Source organism: Limnohabitans sp. MORI2, from assembly GCF_027925025.1.
Taxonomy (GTDB): domain Bacteria; phylum Pseudomonadota; class Gammaproteobacteria; order Burkholderiales; family Burkholderiaceae_C; genus Limnohabitans.
Genome location: NZ_AP027058.1, coordinates 1997016 through 2013731 on the forward strand (window position 1 = coordinate 1997016; position 16716 = coordinate 2013731).

The window sequence follows — 16716 nt, forward strand, 5'->3', positions numbered from 1 at the left end:
AACCATGACCACAGCAGTTCCGACCCCCTCTACCTACCAGCGCATCAAGCGCCGCACCTTCGAAATCATGGAAGGTGAAGTACCGGACAAGTACAGCAACTTCGTCGAAATCTTCATCGCCTTGCTGGTGGTGGCCAACGTGATTGGCATCATCTTGGAATCAGTCCCTGAGATCCACGACGCTTTAGAACACGAGTTCCATTTGTTTGACATGTTCAGCGTGGCTGTCTTCTCGATTGAGTTCGTCATGCGCGTTTGGTCGTACAGCGAAAAGTACATTCACAGCGGTGGCACCGCATGGGATGGCCGCAAAGAATATGTGTTTAGCTTCTACGGCATCATCGACTTTGTGAGCACTGTGCCGTTTTACTTGCAGTTGATCTTCCCTGGCGCTGACTTGCGCGTGCTTCGGATGTTCCGTTTGATGCGGATTTTCAAACTCTCACGCTACAACAGCGCGTTTGAAGACATGGTGGCAGCGGTTAAAGCCGAGAAAGATTCTTTCTCCTCTGCGGTGTTCTTGCTGTTCATCAGTTGCTTGCTGTTCTCTTCGCTGATTTACATCATCGAAGGCCATGAGCAGCCTGAAGTATTCCCCTCTATTCCGGCCGCGATGCACTGGTTTGTCATCACCATCATCTCTGGCTGGGGCAACGTGGACCCTGTCACTTTCGTGGGCACGATCTTGGTGATCTTCACGCAAATTTTGTCCATCGCTTTGGCCGCCATCCTGACCGGTGTGGTGGCTACTGCTTACACGGCGCAAGTTGAGCGACGTCAAGCTTTGTATGAAATGGAAGTGCGAAACGTGCTCGCCGACGGTGTTGTGACCGAAGAAGAGCAAGCACAACTTAAAATCATGCAAGCCAAACTTGGCATGTCTGATGAACAAGTCGAAGCCATCAAACACCAAATGGAAGAAGAGAAGCAAATCTCTGACGCCAATAAACAAGTTAAATAACTCAGCAGAGGTGACCCTATGGACAACGGCGCATACGAAAAATACAAGCAAGAGAATCCAGACGTTTACACACCTCTGTCGACCTATGACTACCTCGACAAGTTTGTGCACCAACTCACCAATACAGAACTGGTCGTATGCGGCGTAGCGATTGCTTTAGCGATCATCGCCATTTACAAAATCTTCACACGCAACAAAGACAAGCAATCTGAAGATCATCACGACGAATAACAAGGAAGAACCATGAGTGAAGTTCCAGAAACTGAATTACCAGAACACGGCAACGATCCATTCCGCACGCGCTGCGCCATGCTGGTGTCGTGCTTGGCCATGTGCTTGGCCATTGCCAGCTTGGGCGGCAACAATGCCTCTAAAGAGAGCATGAGCAACAACATCTTGGCCTCTAACGCGTATGCGTTCTATCAAGCCAAGAACATTCGCCAGACCGATTACAAAATCGCTGCTGATGAATTGCGCATTCAAATCGCCAACGACAAGCTATCTTCTGCCGCCAAACAAATGGCAGAGAAAAAACTCGAAGCTTATGAAAAGAACATCGCTCGCTATGAGTCAGAGCCAGAAACGGGCGATGGCAAAAAAGAGCTGATGGAAAAAGCCAAAGCGCACGAGCACGAGCGTGATATCGCTTTGCGCCAAGACCCTTGGTTTGACTATGCAGAAGCGTTGCTACAAATCGCCATTGTGTTGACTTCGGTGGCCATCCTCACCGGCGCACATGTGCTGTTCTGGGTACCTTGTGCCTTGGGAGCTTTAGGCATCCTCTCGACCATCAACGGTTTTATGCTTTTCATCTAAGCATAAAAATCATCAAAGCCCCGCAAGGGGCTTTTTTGTCACGTTCACTCTGATCCATTTCTTAGCAATGCAAAGCACTTCTTCGGCAACACCTTGGCGTGAACGAATTGAGCAATTCATCACGCACCGCACAATTCAAAGTTTTTTAGTTTTCCTCATCGTCGTCAACGCGGCCATTTTGGGCATTGAAACCAACCACGATGTGATGGACGTATGGGGCCATGAGTTGTTCTTGCTCGATCACATCATCTTGGGCATTTTCATTTTAGAAATCGTGTTGCTCATGGCTGCACGTGGCTTCTCTTTTTTCAAAGATGCTTGGTCCGTGTTTGACTTCATCGTCGTTGGCATTGCCTTGGTGCCTGCTTCTGGCTCCTTGTCTGTGTTGCGTGCGCTGCGCGTGTTACGGGTGCTGCGCCTCATCAACAAAGTCGAGAGCATGCGAAAAGTCGTGGGTGGCTTGCTCAGCTCACTGCCAGGCTTGGGCTCGGTGTTCGGCCTGATCATGATCATCTTCTATGTGGCATCGGTCATTGCCACCAACCTGTATCACAAAGATTTTCCAGACTGGTTTGGCAGCCTAACCACCAGTGCCTTCACCTTATTCCAAGTGATGACGCTTGAGAGCTGGGCAGATGGCATTGCACGACCAGTGATGGAGGTGTTCCCCTATTCTTGGGTCTTCTTCATTTTGTTCATTTTGATCGCCACCTTCATCATCTTCAACTTGTTCATTGCCGTGATCGTGGATTCCATCACTGCAGACAAAGACAAAGACCATCGCGATCACCACCACCAACTCAGCGTGCAAGAAGAGTTACAAGCGCTTCGCCAAGAAATGGCAGAGCTGCGTCAATTACTGATTGAAAAGAACACACGATGACCACCCATCACACATCGCCACTCGCCAGCTTTTACAAATGGGTGTTTGACCCAGAGTTCAAGCACGGCTTCCAACGTCAAGTTGAACGCACCATCGCGTTCTTGATCGTGGCGAGTGTGATTGCGGTATTGCTCGAGAACACACCTGAAATTTACAACGACTACAAGCATTGGTTTCATTGGTTTGATGTTCTCACCGTCGGTATCTTCACGGCTGAATATGTCATGCGGGTAGCCACTGCTCATCTCAATCCTGAGTTTGCAAATAAAAACTTTCCACGTTTGCGATATACCTTCAGTTTTTACGCACTGATCGACTTGATTGCCATCGCACCGTTTTACTTCGCACGCTTTGTCGATGTCGATGTGGAAATGTTGCGTGTCTTGCGAATCATGCGACTGGCGCGAATGTTCAAACTCTCACGCCAAATCATTCCTGCATGGCACGAGTTTCAAGAACTGAACCAAGGGCGCAGTTTCCGAGCCAAGGTCTATGCGATGCTGGAACCCACCGGCCACTCTGGCCGCCTGCACACCTACATCGACAATTTCATTGTGTTTTGGATTGCGTTGTCGATCATCTGTGTTGTGTTCGAAACCGTTGAATCTGTACGCGCCTTATTTGCCACCGAATTCGCCGTCATTGACGTGATCGCATTCAGCGTTTTCACTGTGGAATACATCGCTCGTGTTTACTGTGCCCCTGAAAACCCAAAGTACAAGCACCTGAGCATGCCGCATTGGTCGCACATGCGGTCTGGCCAAGCCGTCATTGATCTGCTGACCATCTTGCCTTTCATCTTAGAGAGCTTCTTTAGCCAACACATCGATTTGCGTTTCTTGCGTGTCTTCCGCTTGATGCGCATGCTCAAGCTCACACGCTACACCTCTGCGATGGAAACGCTCTACAAAGTCGTGTTACGCGAATGGCAGGTCATCTTCGCGTCGGTCTTTGTGATGATGTTGTTGGTGGTTCTGACTGCTAGCTTGGGCTATTTGTTTGAACACACAGCACAACCCGATAAGTTTGAAAACATTCCTCAATCCATTTACTGGGCTGTGGTCACTCTGGCTTCTGTGGGCTATGGCGACATCTCACCCATCACGCCCATGGGCCGCGCACTCACCGTGGTGTTGGCGCTGGTAGGCATCGGCATTTTCGCCATCCCCGCTGGTCTGTTGGCGTCTGCATTCACCGACCAACTCCGCATTGACCGCGATGCTTTCAAGCAACGTCTGATGCTGGCTTACGAAGACGGCATGCTCGACAACGCTGAGCGCGAATTGATCGTGGCAGAGTCTGAACGTTTGCACTTGTCACATGAAGAAGTCAAACGCCTGACTGAAGAGGCACGCGCAGAATTCGCCGCCAAAGAAGTAGAAGATCAAACACGCGCCAACGGTTTAGTCTTGGATGCCAAAGCACACCCTGCATTGGCCAGTGCTCAGTTCAAATTACTGGTGGATCAGTTGGCACTCATTACACAAGCAGCAGGGGAAGATGCCTTGCGCAAACATCTCAAACAGATACCCACCGAACATCAGATCGAACTGGATGTCTTGGCCCTTGTGTCAAAGCGAACGCTTTAGGCCCAGCGTTTGACGTGGTCTTGCAAGTCGGCGACAGCTGACTTGCGCGTTTGGGTTTAAGGTACGGGTATGACTTACTTCTATGAACCCCGTTTAGGCCACGGCCTACCCCACGATCCCTTCAACGCCATCGTCGGCCCTCGCCCCATTGGTTGGGTATCCACCCGCAGCAACGATGGTGTGTTAAACCTCGCCCCCTACAGCTTCTTCACCGCCTTCAACTACATCCCGCCCATTGTGGGTTTCTCAAGCACAGGCCCCAAAGACTCGCTGCGCAATGTGCAAGAGAACGGCATGTTTGTGTGGAACCTCGTCACACGTCCCTTGGCTGAAGCCATGAACCAAACCTGCGCGCCTGTGGGTCCAGAGGTGAATGAGTTTGAACTGGCTGGCTTAGCCACAGCACCATCCCGCGTGGTGGATGTGCCGCGCGTGGCCGATAGCCCCGTATCGTTTGAGTGCCGCAGCACGCAAATCATTCAACTCGAGGGTTTGGACAAACAGAAAGTCCCAACGTGGTTGGTCTTGGGTGAAGTGGTGGGCGTGCACATTGCTGAACACTTGCTCAAGGACGGCATTTACGACACCGCCAGTGCAGGACATATCTTGCGAGGAGGTGGACCTGCTGATTACTTCACCATCGGGCCTGAACAATTGTTCAAGATGTGGCGTCCGAAAAATTAATCATGTGAGATCAGCGCGCGTTTGAAATTGCACGGACACACACAGACCATTCGGTTGCGCAGGCGTGAGGCTCATACGCGCATCTAACAACTTGGCATAGGTTCCCACAATCGCCAAACCGAGTCCGACACCAGCTTTGAGTGCCTCGCCTGCTGCTCCTTGTACGCCGCGCTGGCTGATTTGCTCAAGTTTGTCGCTGGGTACGCCTGGACCGTTATCCGTGACGGACAAGGTCACGTGCGTGTAGGTTTGCGTCACAGACACCGTGATGTGGCTTTCCCCATGAGGGCTTTGGCCATAACGCAAAGCGTTGTCAATGAGGTTGTTCAAAATGCCTTCAATCAGTGCGGCGTTGCCATGCACCTTGACCGTGTGATCAATGCCCTTTGCCCCCAAATCAATACCTGCGGCATCGGCACGTGGCAAGAAGCGCAAGACAGCCTCACCCACCAAAACATCCAATGCCAGCTCGGTTTGCTCCAGTGTCTGTTTGGCTTCGTCGGCCAACGCCAAGGCCAACAACTGGTCCACCAAATGACTGGCTCGCTCTTGGCTTTGCGCAATGCCTTGCAGTTGTTCGCGCCATACCTGCGGATCGTTTTGGCGTAAGCCGTAATCGGCCAACGCACGAATGCCTGCCAGAGGTGTGCGCAACTCATGCGCCACATTACCCGAGAACTCGCGCTGCGCCTGCACGCTCGCCGCAATACGCCCTAGCAAGGCGTTGATGGCTTTGCCCAATCGCTGCACATCGCGGGTCGTGGCGCTCACGGGCACAGGCGTCAGGTCACGCGCATCACGTTGCCCCACGGCTTCTTCCAAAGCAGCCAAAGGCGTCAGGTCGTCTTCAATCGCACGTTGCAGCCAAGCGGCCAACAAACCCAACAACAGCAACTGTGGAACGATGGAAAAGGTCAACAAACGCTGCAACAACCGATCACGGCTGGCTGTGGTTTGTGCCATCACCACATAAAACTCACCGGGCTGATGACGATGCACAGTCACCGTGCGCAGCACACGCCCTTGATATTCCATGGCAGCAAACTGCGGTTTGCTTCCTTCAAAAAACTGTGGCGGACGCAAGCCTGCGTGACCTGCCAACAAATTACCGCTAGGGCCCAACACCGCAAAGTACAGCGACTCGCTTTGGTCAAAAAGTACGGTGCTCATCTCTTGTGCGGACAGGCTTAAATCCAAATTGCCCGACTCATCAGCCGAGCGCTGCACATGGCTAGCCACCAAGTACGCATCATCCAACAACGCACGGTCAAACGCCTGCTGTGCGAAGTACGACGCGATGCCCACCACCAAGGCTGCACCCACCAACCACGTGGCGGCCAAGGGCACCAGCACATGGCGCATCAAACGGTTACGAAGCGAAGGCTTGGCGTGTAGATCGCTCATGGCTGTTCCTCTAAAACGTAGCCAATGCCGCGCAGCGTGCGAATCTTGGCACCACTGTCGGCTAGCTTTTTGCGCAACCTTGAAATGAAGGCTTCTAGCGCGTTGTCCCCCAAAGCCTCATCAAAATCAGACAGTTTTTCTGACAACACCCGCTTACTCACGGCTCGACCTGGTGGCGTCATCAATTCACACAACACCTCAAACTCGCGGGCTGGCAACGCCAAGTCGGCATCCCCCATAAAGACACGGCCTAGCTTGCGATTGAGCCGCAAACGGCCCACTTGCACCTCATCGCTCACACCTTGGGTGCGTCGAACCAAGGCTCGCAAACGGGCTTCGACCTCATCCAAATCAAATGGCTTACCCAAATAGTCATCGGCGCCCGCGTCTAGGCCTGCAATACGCTCATCGGTTCGATTGCGAGCCGTCAACACCAACACAGGGGTCCGGTCCCCACGCGCACGCGCTTCACGCAAAAGCTGCAAGCCGCTGCCCTGTGCGGCATGAGGTTGGACATTGAGTGGCAAATTCAAATCTAGCAACACCGCGTCATACGCCTGTACGCGCCAAAAATGCCCACCCTCTTCCAGATGGCTGGCGGCGTCCACGCGGTGACCTGCATCGCTCAAGCTGCGCAGCATGACCGTCTGCAAGACGGCATCGTCTTCAATCAACAAAATTCGCACAAAAGTATTCGCCAGAGTTAAATCAAAGCACAGGTCAGGAACTGGTCAGTGAAGATCAACGATAAACGTGGCATGAGCATACGACATAACCTTCCAGACCGCTTGCGTACAACCGCTGATCAATTGCTGAACACCCCCACCAAACGCTATGTGGCGGCGGGTAGCGCATTGGCCATTGCCGTGCTGGCTTATGCCTTGTTGAATACCGACACCCCCATCAAACCACCCGCGCCCCTGCCCATTGTGCAAGGCCAACAGCTGCGTTTCCCTGCAGGTCACCCGCAGCTGGTTTTGCTAGGCACCATCGAGGCGAAAGCTGCCGATAGCATCACCATCGAACTGCCAGCACGCTTGGTTTGGAACGAGGAACGCACGCAACGCATCTATCCCGCCTTTGCCGGTCGTGTGTTGACGCTCAACGCCGACATTGGTCAAAGCGTGAATGCGGGTCAAGTACTGGCCACCTTGGCCTCCCCAGAGTTCGGTGCTGCGCAAGCGGACACAGCCAAGGCCTTGGCAGATGCCCAAGTGGCAGACCGCGCATTGGCTCGCCACCAAACGTTGTTTGAAGCCGACGTCATCTCTCGCAAAGAACTCGACCTGACCGAAGCAGATGCCTTACGCGCACGCGCAGAGTTGGCGCGTGCACAAGCCCGCACACGCATGTACGGCAGCAGTGCCAATACCGTCAACCAACAACTGGGCTTGGCCGCGACAGTCAAAGGGGTGGTGGTCGAGCGCAACCTCAGCGCAGGCCAAGAAGTTCGCCCCGACCAAGGTGGTCCCGGCAACCAAGCTTTGTTTGTGGTGAGCGACCCCAGTGTGCTGTGGGTGCAAATTGATGCGCGTGAATCTGACACGGCGTCCCTCAAACCCGGCACGAAAATCAAGCTGAGCTTGCCCAATTTCCCTGACCAAAGCTTTGATGCCAAGATCACCGCGACCGGTGACTTCATCGACAGCAACACCCGCTCCATCAAAGTGCGTGCCGTGATTGACAACGCGCAACGATTGCTCAAAGCTGAAATGCTGGGCACTGCGCACATTGAACGCAAATTGACGGCTGGCGTATTGGTGCCTGCCAGTGCGGTGCAATTGCGTGGCACCGAGCATTGGGCTTATGTACAAACCGAACCCGGTGTGTTTGAACCCCGCCGCGTCAAGCTCGGCTACGAGGGGCTGCAAGAAGTGCTCATCGTCGATGGCGTGCAAGCCAACGAATTGGTGGTCAAAGAAAACAGTTTGCTTTTAGCGCGTGAGTTTCGCAACGCACAAGACGAAGCCCGACCACACACCAGCGCCACATCTGCATCTACAGCCGCTAGCAGTACAGGTCAAAAATGAAGCGTCTGATTGACTACGCGCTGAACCAGCCTCTGTTCATCCTGCTGGGTACCTTGCTGTTTGTGATGGCAGGCGTGTTCGCCTTTAAAAACCTGTCGGTCGAAGCTTTTCCTGATGTCACCGACACGCAAGTGACGGTGATTGCCCTCTACCCAGGCCGTGCGGCTGAAGAGGTCGAGAAAGAAGTGTCGTTGCCGATTGAAGTGGCCTTGTCTGGCTTACCCAATTCCATTCGCGTGTTCTCACACACGCAGTTTGGTTTGTCATTCACCGTGGTCACTTATGACGACAAAGCTGAAGTCAACTTAGCACGCCAACAAGTGAACGAACGCTTGAGCAGCGTCGACTTGCCCACGGGTGTGCAAGCCAACGTCATGCCCAACGCCACACCTGTGGGCGAGGTGATGCGCTACCGACTCAAAGGCGATGGCAAAACATCGACCGAGCTGCGCACCATTCAAGACTGGACCGTCGAACGTGCGTTGCGCCAAGTTCCGGGCGTGGCCGATGTGGTGGGCATGGGCGGCTACATCAAGCAATACGAAGTGCAGCCGGACATGCAAAAGCTCCGTGCCTACAAACTCACCTTGCAAGACCTGCAAGATGCCATGGGCCGTGGCAATGCCAACGCAGGCGGCAGCTATGTGGCTCAAGGCACACAGCAGTTCGCCATCCGTGGCATTGGTTTGCTGCACTCGGCGCAAGACATTGGCAACATCGTGGTCACGGCACGCGGCAACACGCCTGTGCTGGTCAAAGACGTGGCCAACGTGGCGATTGGTGCAGTGCCCCGCCTAGGAACGGTGGGCCAAGACATGGATGACGATGTGGTCACCGGCATCATCATCATGCGCAAGGGCGAGAACCCGAGCGTGGTGCTCAAGGGCGTCAAAGAAAAATTACTTGACCTCAACGACCGTGTGTTGCCCAAGGGCGTGCAAATCGTGCCGTTTTACGACCGCACATGGTTGATGGGCAAGACCCTCACCACCGTGTTCAAGAATTTGGTCGAGGGCGCACTGTTGGTGTCGCTGGTGCTGTACCTGTTCTTGTCCAATATGCGCGCTTCGCTGGCGGTGGTGGTGGTCATTCCTTTGGCCCTGCTCTCGACTTTCTTAGGCCTCAAGATCATGGGCGTGCCCGCCAACTTGCTGAGCTTGGGCGCGATGGACTTTGGCATCATCGTCGACGGTGCGGTGATCGTGATTGAAAACATCATGCACCGCTTGGCCGAACGCGGCGAAGGCATGAATGAGAAAGAGCGTCGCACCCTCATCACCAACGCAGCCAACGAAGTGGGCCGCCCTACTTTGTTCTCAATGCTCATCATCATTGCGGCGCACATTCCGATTTTTGCGCTGCAACGCCATGAAGGCCGCATCTTCCAACCCATGGCGTTATCAGTGACGACGGCGCTGATTGGCTCACTCATCTTCTCACTCACCCTCGTGCCACTGCTGGCCTACTGGATGCTGCGCAAAGGCGTGCCCCACGGCGACAACAACTTGGTGTCATGGGCCAAGCGTGTGTATGAACCGGTGTTGAACTGGGCGCTCGAACAACCCCGCAAGGTGGTCAAAATTGCTTTGACAGGTTTTGCGGCTTCCATCTTGGCAGCTGCAAGTTTGGGCTCTGAGTTTTTACCTGAACTCAACGAAGGCACTTTCTGGGTCAACTGGGACATGCCAGCCAGCGTGTCGCAAGAAGAGGCGGCCAAGGTACTTCGCAAGGCACGCTTGCAACTGCTCACCATTCCAGAGGTGCGCACCGTCGTATCCAAAGCAGGTCAACCTGAAGACGGAACCGACCCCAAAACACTCAGCATGGCCGAGGTGTTTGTCGACGTGAAGCCTGCCGAAGAATGGCGCAAAGGCATGACACATGACATGCTCATCGAAGAGATGGACCAAAAGCTCTCGGTCATCCCCGGTGTTGACCCCGCGTTTTCAATGCCCATTCGCGACAACGTGCTGGAATCGATCTCTCAAATCAAAGGCCAGATTGTGGTGAAGGTATCAGGGGACGACCTTGATGTGCTGCGCACCACCACCGAGGCCATGCAACGCGAGTTCAAACAAGTGGTGGGCGTACAGCGTGCCGAGATTGACCGCTTGGGCGAAGTACCTCAACTCATCATCGACATTGACCGCGATCGTGCCGCCCGCTTAGGGCTGAACGTGGGAGACATCCAAGATGTGGTCGAGTCTGCCTTGGCGGGCCGTGCCACCACTCAAATTTGGGAAGGTGAACGCAAATTTTCAGTCGTGTTGCGTTTGTCAGGCGACCGTCGCTCAGTCATCAATTTACCCGCGACCCCCATTGCCTTACCTAGCGGTGGCTACGCCACATTAGAGAACGTGGCCACCATTCGCCAAGGCAGCGGTGCGATGAACATTGCACGTGAAGCGGGCCGACGCACCATGGCGATTGGCATCTTTGTGAAGGGGCGTGACATGGGGTCAGTCGTTGCCGACATGAAAGCACGCGTGGCCAAAAACGTAACGATTGCAGACAGCTACTCGGTCACTTGGTCGGGTGAGTTTGAAAACCAAGAACGCGCCATGCAACGTTTGGGCGTGGTGGTGCCTATTTCGTTACTGCTCATCTTTGTGTTGTTGTTCGATGCCTTTGGCTCCTTCAAAACCGCAGGTCTGATTTTGATCAACGTGCCCTTGGCTTTGATCGGTGGCTTTGTGGCGCTGTGGGTGTTTCACATTCCGTTGTCGGTCTCTGCGGCGATTGGTTTCATCGCGTTGTCGGGCCAAGCTGTACTCAACGGGGTGGTGATGCTCTCGGTGTTCCAACAACTGCGCAATGCAGGCTACACCGTGATTGATGCAGTCAAAGAAGGCGCCCTACAACGCCTGCGTACTGTGTTGATGACTGCCATGCTCGCAGCCTTGGGCTTGTTGCCCATGGCCTTGAGCCATGACATTGGCTCTGAAACTCAGCGTCCTCTCGCAATCGTGGTGATTGGTGGCTTGATCACTGCCACCTTGCTCACGCTGGTGGTGTTGCCAGCCTTGTATGTGTCGTGGTTCTCAGGCGCACCCAAACAAGGCAAACAACACTGAGCACCTCAAGGCAGCAAGTCAGCGCCCTTGAGGTAATCCAGCTTGCCCACATCCACCCCGTTGTGGCGCAAGATGGCGTAAGCCGTCGTCGTGTGAAAGTACAAATTCGGCGTCATCCACTGGTACAAGAAGTCGCGGCCTTTGAGCTTCAACACTCGCTCGGGGCCAGCGGGAAACGACACCACTTTGTCTTCCACACCCACCAAACTCTCGGCAGTGACCGTGCGCAAGTAATCAATCGTTTTGGCAATACGCGCTTGCAGCTCTTCAAACGTGGTTTCTGTGTCTGCAAACTTCGGCGCTTCAATGCCGCTCAAGCGTGCAAAGCCTAGCTTGCCCACATCGCAGGCAATTTGCACTTGCTTGGTCAACGGGAACATATCGGGGGCCAGACGTGCGCTGGTCAGCACCAGTGGATCAATCTTGCGCGCTTGCGCAGAGGCTGCGCCTTTTTCAAGAATGCCACTCAGGGCTGTGAGTGTGCGAATGAAGTCGGGGATGGCTTGGGCAAGCATGCGTTTTCCTTTCAGTATTAATCGGCAGAAATTTTGGCGTTGAGCACCACGGGTCGCCAGCGTTTGATCTCGCGTTGAATGAGTTGGCCAAATGCCTCAGGCGTGGTGGGTGTTGCGGTGGCACCTTCGGTTTTGAGTCGGGCCACCATTTCTGGTGCCGTCAAATTGGCATTGACCACTTGGTTGAGTTTTTGCACCACTGCAGCCGGCGTGCCAGCAGGTGCCACCAAGCCATACCACTGGTCTGCTTCAAAACCCTCTAACCCTTTCACACCTGACTCGGCCAAAGTGGGCACATCAGGCAACAAGTCCAAACGCTTGGGGCTCGACACGGCAATGGCCTTCAACTTACCTGCCTTAACCATCGGCACCAGTGCAGGCGCACCGGTGAACACCATTTGAATTTGTCCCGCCACGGCGTCGGTCACCGACGGGGCCGTGCCACGGTACGGCACATGCACCACAAAGGTTTGGGTGGACAGCTTGAAATACTCCATCGCCAAATGTGCGGCACTGCCATTACCACCCGAACCGTAGTTGACCTTGCCTGGATTGGCCTTGAGGTACTTCACCAAGTCAGCCACCGTGTTCACAGGCATCGATGGGTGAACCGCCAACACATTGGGCACTTTGGCCACCCATGCCACGGGCGCAAATGATTTGACAGGGTCATACGGCAAATTGGGGTACACCGCCGGTGCCACCGCCAAGGTGCCCACATGCCCCATCAGCAGCGTGTACCCATCGGGTGCCGCTTTGGATGCACGATCAGCCCCCACCGTGCCGCCTGCACCGGCCACGTTTTCAATCACCACAGGTGTGCCTGTGTTCTCGGAAATTTTTTGGCCCATGGCGCGCGCCAACACATCGGGGCTGCCACCCGGCGTGAAGGGAACGATGATGCGAATGGGCTTATTGGGATACACGGCATCGGCCCACACAGGGCCAACGAGCCAAGCAGCCAATGTCATGAGAAAGATTGAGCGTTTCATCACCACATCCTAAACCTTGAATGGCTTGGCATACTACAGGGCTAGTTTTCTCCCTTGCTTGCGAATGGATGCTGTTATGCCCCTTACCCCCATGTTCACCACACGACGTCAATTTGTAGCGCACACAGCCGCATCGGCACTTGCGCTTTGCGCCACAAGTACGCACGCAGAAGCTTGGCCGACCAAACCCTTGCGTTTGGTCGTGCCGTTTGCCCCTGGTGGCAGCAGCGAAATTGTGGCGCGCGCCTTAGCGGGTGAGATGGCCAAGACCATTGGCCAAAACGTGTTTGTGGACAACAAGCCAGGCGGTGCAGGCAACATTGCCATGCAAGAAGTGGCACACGCCACCGACGACCACACCCTCATCTTGGGTCACATCGGCACACTGGCGGTGAACCAATACATCTTTCCCAAACTGCCCTACGACCCTAACAAAGATTTCACGCCCATCACACTCATCTCTAAAGTGCCCAGCCTGTATGTGGTGCATCCTGATCTACCCGTGAAGAACCTCAAAGAGTTTGTCGCCTACACCAAGGCCAACCCCGGCAAGCTCAGCTACGGCTCGGCAGGCAACGGCAGCGCGGGGCACTTGGCATTTGAATATTTGAAGATGGCTACCGACACCTTCATCCTGCATGTGCCCTACCGTGGCACGGGCGCCATGCTGACCGACCTCATGGCTGGCCGATTAGATGCCGCAGCAGCAGGTGCACCTGCGCTGATGCAATTCATCAAAGCAGGCAAGTTGCGTTGCATCGCCACGGGCAGCAGCGCACGCTTGCCGTTGTTGCCCGATGTGCCGACCGTGGCCGAGCAAGGCTTCAAAGGTTTTGAGATGACGCAGTGGTACGGCTTGATGGCACCCAGCAAAATGCCCAAGCCCTACATCGACAAGCTAGAGAAAGAAGCTGTGGCTGCCGCACGCGGCAAAGTGGTGCACGACAAACTCAGCCAAGACACGGCGCTGGCCATTGGCAACACGCGTGCCGAATTTGAAGCCTTCATCAAACTCGAACAAGCGCGTTGGAAGCCTGTGATTGCAAGGGCGCAAATCAAGCCTGAAGGCATTTAAGCCCCGCGCTTGAACAGCCTGACATGCATGGGCCGCACAAACGATGCACCCTCTGCGGTGCAATGCGGCTCAAACGCCTCACGCACGCGCTGCGTGATGGCTTCGTCAATGCCGTGGTCGGCAAACGTCGGGTACAGCATGCGCTTGGCAAACTCGTCAAAGCTCGCGTAATGCACGGCTTGCGCAAACCGATGCTCAGCCATTTGCTGCCAATGCTCGCCTTTGGCAATCGCGCGATCTAAGGCGGCTTGCGCCGCGGGGCGCACCAAGCCTTCGTCGTTGTAGAGACGCACGATCTCGTTCAACGCGCCGCCATAAATTGGCTCTGACACATAAAACAAACTGCCGGGGCGCAACACACGCGCCACTTCGCGCAGAGCTTGATCCATCAAATCAAGCGGCACATGGTGCAGCGACTTGAGCATGAGTGCAAGGTCAAACGTGGCATCGCCAAACGGCACGTCTTGCGCACCTGCGGCCACAAACGTGACGCCAGCAGGCGCACGCGCTAGATTTTTGGCGTGCTGCACAGCATCCACCTCTAAGCCCGTGACGGTGCACTGCGCATAGCGCTGCACCAAGCTGCAAGATAAGCGGGCGTTGCCGCAGCCCAGCTCGATGATGGCTTGGGCTTGCAGGGGCTGACCTTGTGCGGCCACCATCTGGGCCAGCACATCAAGCTCGTCGCCAGCTAAGGGCAACTGGTCTGGGTCACACTGCATGGTGCACCTGCATCAACACACATTGCCCCATGTGCCCGCGTTGTGCACTTTTTGAAAACCTTTGGTCTTGAGCATCATCTTGGCCATGCCGCTGCGCGAGCCGCTGGCACAAAACACCACCACATCGCGGTCTTGCGGCAGTTCGCCCATGCGCGATGGCAACTCGTTCAACGGAATGTTGATGCTGCCCGGCGCGTTGCCCGATGCAAACTCGGCCTGCGAACGCACATCCACAAACACCGCGCCGTTTTGGCGCAACTCGGGCAGCATGCGCACCACTTGCTTGGCAGCCCACCACTTGTAGCCAAACCAAGCGACCAAGGCCATTAGGGGCCAATACTGCTCGATGAATTGCATGCCTACCCTTTCATAAGAAAGCGCTTATTTTCCACCAGACAGCTTGTCTTTGAGCGCTTTCATATTGGCTTGCAAAGGTGCGAAGGGGCCGTACTTGTGTTGATCAGCCGATGCGCCATCGACATAGGGGGCAAAGGCCGCGTCCACAGGTTTGTTCCAACGTGCGGGAAAGTCTTTGTCCAAGTTGGGTTTGACCTTGCGGGGTTGGCTCAACACAAAGGCGGCGACGTCATAAGCCTCATCGGTGCTGAGTTGTGGCTGCGCGTGGCTTGAACCCAAAGGCATATTGCCTTTGATGAAGGCTGCAGCTGTGAGCAAACGGTTCATACCTGCACCGGTGTTGAAGGTATCGTTGCCCCACAGCGGCGGGAACACATAGCCCGTGGCTGAACCTACCGCACCTGCGCGCACGCCTTGACCTTTGTCACCGTGGCAACTGGCGCATTTCTCTTTGTAAATGCCCTCGCCCACTTGCACATCGGCTTTGCGGTCTGGGGCTTTGTAGGGTGGCAAACCTTGGCCTTCAACCTTGCCGCCTGTGGGCACGCCCTTGGACAAAAAGTGAATGTAGGTGGCATAGGCTTTCATTTCACGACTGTCTAAAGGCAAGGGCTTACCGGCCATGCTGCGCTCCATGCAACCGTTGACTCGTTCGTCAATGGTGCTGACTTCGTCCTCACGGCCACGGTATTGCGGGAATGTGGCATGTGCCCCCACCCATGGCATGGCAAAGGGTTTGGTGGCCGAGTTTTCGTGACACGACACACAAGCCAAGTTGTTGCCTGCGTAGCGCATCTTGGGGTTTTTCACCTCAGGGCCAATATAGGCAAAGGTGCGTTCGGTCAGTTCTTTGCCGTAGCGCACCAAGCGACCGTAGTGGTCATCGGGCAAGTTCGACACGTCGTAGCTTTCAGGTGCGCCAATGGTGTGGGCTTTGGCGGGCTCTTGTGCGCAGGCAGCAGACGTGGCCAAAGCCAATGTGATGAATTGAATGATTGTTTTTTTATGCATGATGGAACTCCCTTTCGCTGAATCAACGAAAAGCATAAGTTCATCAAAATTAAAAGCGCTTGATTTATCGCAACCCCACCCCAACTACATCAGCACACACTTATTTAAAGACAAAGAGTTTTGCCATGACCCAACACATTGTTTGCCCACACTGCCACAGCACCAATCGCGTACCCAAAGACAAGCTCGATGGCAGCGCTGAACTGTCGTGTGGCAAATGCCATCAGCCTCTGTTTAACCAACACCCCGCTGCACTCAACACCGCAGGACTGAACGCTCAAATTGCCAAGAGCGATGTACCCGTGGTGGTGGACTTTTGGGCCCCGTGGTGCGGCCCCTGCCGCATGATGGCCCCCGAATACGAAAAAGCCTGCGCCGCGCTAGAGCCCAAAGCTCGACTGGTAAAGGTCGACACCGAAGCCCACCAAGATGCGGGCGCGCAGCACAACATTCGCAGCATCCCCACGCTGGCTATCTTTAAAGGTGGGCGTGAGGTGGATCGCATTTCGGGTGCGCGATCAGCAGCTGATTTGGTGCGGTGGGTGAATGGCTATATTGGGTGACATTCGCCTTAGGGCGCATACGCTCAATACACTCGCACTT

At 54.8% G+C, this 16716-nt stretch carries 17 protein-coding genes; 10 read left to right on the plus strand and 7 right to left on the minus strand.

Annotated features, from left to right (window positions below):
* Positions 1-4 precede the first annotated feature (4 nt).
* The 6 genes from QMG27_RS09475 (at position 5) to QMG27_RS09500 (ending at position 4933) form a co-directional block, all read left to right on the plus strand.
* The gene (locus QMG27_RS09475; RefSeq protein WP_281810809.1) at positions 5-961 is read left to right on the plus strand and encodes an ion transporter; all 957 of its coding nucleotides are present in this window, start codon (positions 5-7) and stop codon (positions 959-961) included.
* Positions 962-979: 18 nt separating this feature from the next.
* Positions 980-1192 carry a hypothetical protein gene (locus QMG27_RS09480; protein WP_281810810.1) on the plus strand — a complete coding sequence of 71 codons (213 nt, stop codon included), beginning with the start codon at positions 980-982 and terminating at the stop codon, positions 1190-1192.
* A gap of 12 nt (positions 1193-1204) precedes the next feature.
* Complete coding sequence (locus QMG27_RS09485; protein ID WP_281810811.1) at positions 1205-1777, plus strand: DUF4337 domain-containing protein; 573 nt, start codon at positions 1205-1207, stop codon at positions 1775-1777.
* A 67-nt stretch (positions 1778-1844) separates the two neighbouring features.
* Positions 1845-2660, plus strand: a complete 816-nt coding sequence (locus tag QMG27_RS09490; protein WP_281810812.1) for an ion transporter — start codon at positions 1845-1847, stop codon at positions 2658-2660.
* On the plus strand, positions 2657-4249 hold the full coding sequence (locus QMG27_RS09495; protein ID WP_281810813.1) for an ion transporter: 1593 nt from the start codon (positions 2657-2659) through the stop codon (positions 4247-4249). The genes QMG27_RS09490 and QMG27_RS09495 overlap by 4 nt, the downstream gene beginning before the upstream one ends.
* A 69-nt stretch (positions 4250-4318) precedes the next feature.
* A complete protein-coding gene (locus QMG27_RS09500) occupies positions 4319-4933 on the plus strand; it encodes a flavin reductase family protein (RefSeq protein ID WP_281810814.1) in 615 nt (204 codons plus the stop codon).
* Here QMG27_RS09500 and QMG27_RS09505 read toward each other — a convergent pair whose 3' ends face one another.
* Both QMG27_RS09505 and QMG27_RS09510 read right to left on the minus strand, forming a co-directional pair.
* A complete protein-coding gene (locus QMG27_RS09505) occupies positions 4934-6337 on the minus strand; it encodes a sensor histidine kinase (RefSeq protein WP_281810815.1) in 1404 nt (467 codons plus the stop codon). It lies immediately after the preceding gene.
* Positions 6334-7023: a response regulator transcription factor gene (locus QMG27_RS09510; RefSeq protein WP_281810816.1), complete on the minus strand. Its 690-nt coding sequence runs from the start codon at positions 7021-7023 to the stop codon at positions 6334-6336. Before QMG27_RS09510 ends, QMG27_RS09505 begins: the two co-directional genes overlap by 4 nt.
* 72 nt (positions 7024-7095) lie before the next feature.
* Here QMG27_RS09510 and QMG27_RS09515 point away from each other — a divergent pair, with 72 nt between their 5' ends.
* Positions 7096-8367: an efflux RND transporter periplasmic adaptor subunit gene (locus QMG27_RS09515; RefSeq protein WP_281810817.1), complete on the plus strand. Its 1272-nt coding sequence runs from the start codon at positions 7096-7098 to the stop codon at positions 8365-8367.
* Positions 8364-11441, plus strand: coding sequence for a CusA/CzcA family heavy metal efflux RND transporter (locus QMG27_RS09520; protein WP_281810818.1), 3078 nt, complete (start codon positions 8364-8366; stop codon positions 11439-11441). Before QMG27_RS09515 ends, QMG27_RS09520 begins: the two co-directional genes overlap by 4 nt.
* Before the next feature lie 5 nt (positions 11442-11446).
* On the opposite strand, the gene QMG27_RS09525 is transcribed toward QMG27_RS09520, so the two are convergent.
* Positions 11447-11956 (minus strand): DUF1993 domain-containing protein, encoded by a 510-nt coding sequence (locus QMG27_RS09525; protein ID WP_281810819.1) that lies wholly within the window; start codon positions 11954-11956, stop codon positions 11447-11449.
* A 17-nt stretch (positions 11957-11973) separates the two neighbouring features.
* Positions 11974-12948, minus strand: a complete 975-nt coding sequence (locus QMG27_RS09530) for a tripartite tricarboxylate transporter substrate binding protein (RefSeq protein WP_281810820.1) — start codon at positions 12946-12948, stop codon at positions 11974-11976.
* Between the two features lie 76 nt (positions 12949-13024).
* On the opposite strand from QMG27_RS09530, the gene QMG27_RS09535 reads away from it, so the two are divergent.
* Positions 13025-14023: a tripartite tricarboxylate transporter substrate binding protein gene (locus QMG27_RS09535; RefSeq protein ID WP_281810821.1), complete on the plus strand. Its 999-nt coding sequence runs from the start codon at positions 13025-13027 to the stop codon at positions 14021-14023.
* On the opposite strand, the gene QMG27_RS09540 is transcribed toward QMG27_RS09535, so the two are convergent.
* The 3 genes from QMG27_RS09540 to QMG27_RS09550 are packed head-to-tail and all read right to left on the minus strand — an operon-like array spanning position 14020 to position 16113.
* Positions 14020-14745 carry a class I SAM-dependent methyltransferase gene (locus QMG27_RS09540; RefSeq protein WP_281810822.1) on the minus strand — a complete coding sequence of 242 codons (726 nt, stop codon included), beginning with the start codon at positions 14743-14745 and terminating at the stop codon, positions 14020-14022. The two genes, QMG27_RS09535 and QMG27_RS09540, sit on opposite strands and share 4 nt — an antisense overlap.
* Positions 14746-14757: 12 nt before the next feature.
* On the minus strand, positions 14758-15102 hold the full coding sequence (locus tag QMG27_RS09545; RefSeq protein WP_281810823.1) for a rhodanese-like domain-containing protein: 345 nt from the start codon (positions 15100-15102) through the stop codon (positions 14758-14760).
* A 24-nt stretch (positions 15103-15126) separates the two neighbouring features.
* Positions 15127-16113 carry a c-type cytochrome gene (locus QMG27_RS09550; RefSeq protein WP_281810824.1) on the minus strand — a complete coding sequence of 329 codons (987 nt, stop codon included), beginning with the start codon at positions 16111-16113 and terminating at the stop codon, positions 15127-15129.
* Positions 16114-16238: 125 nt separating this feature from the next.
* Here QMG27_RS09550 and trxC point away from each other — a divergent pair, with 125 nt between their 5' ends.
* On the plus strand, positions 16239-16676 hold the full coding sequence (gene trxC / locus QMG27_RS09555; protein WP_281810825.1) for a thioredoxin TrxC: 438 nt from the start codon (positions 16239-16241) through the stop codon (positions 16674-16676).
* The last annotated feature ends 40 nt before the right edge of the window (positions 16677-16716 follow it).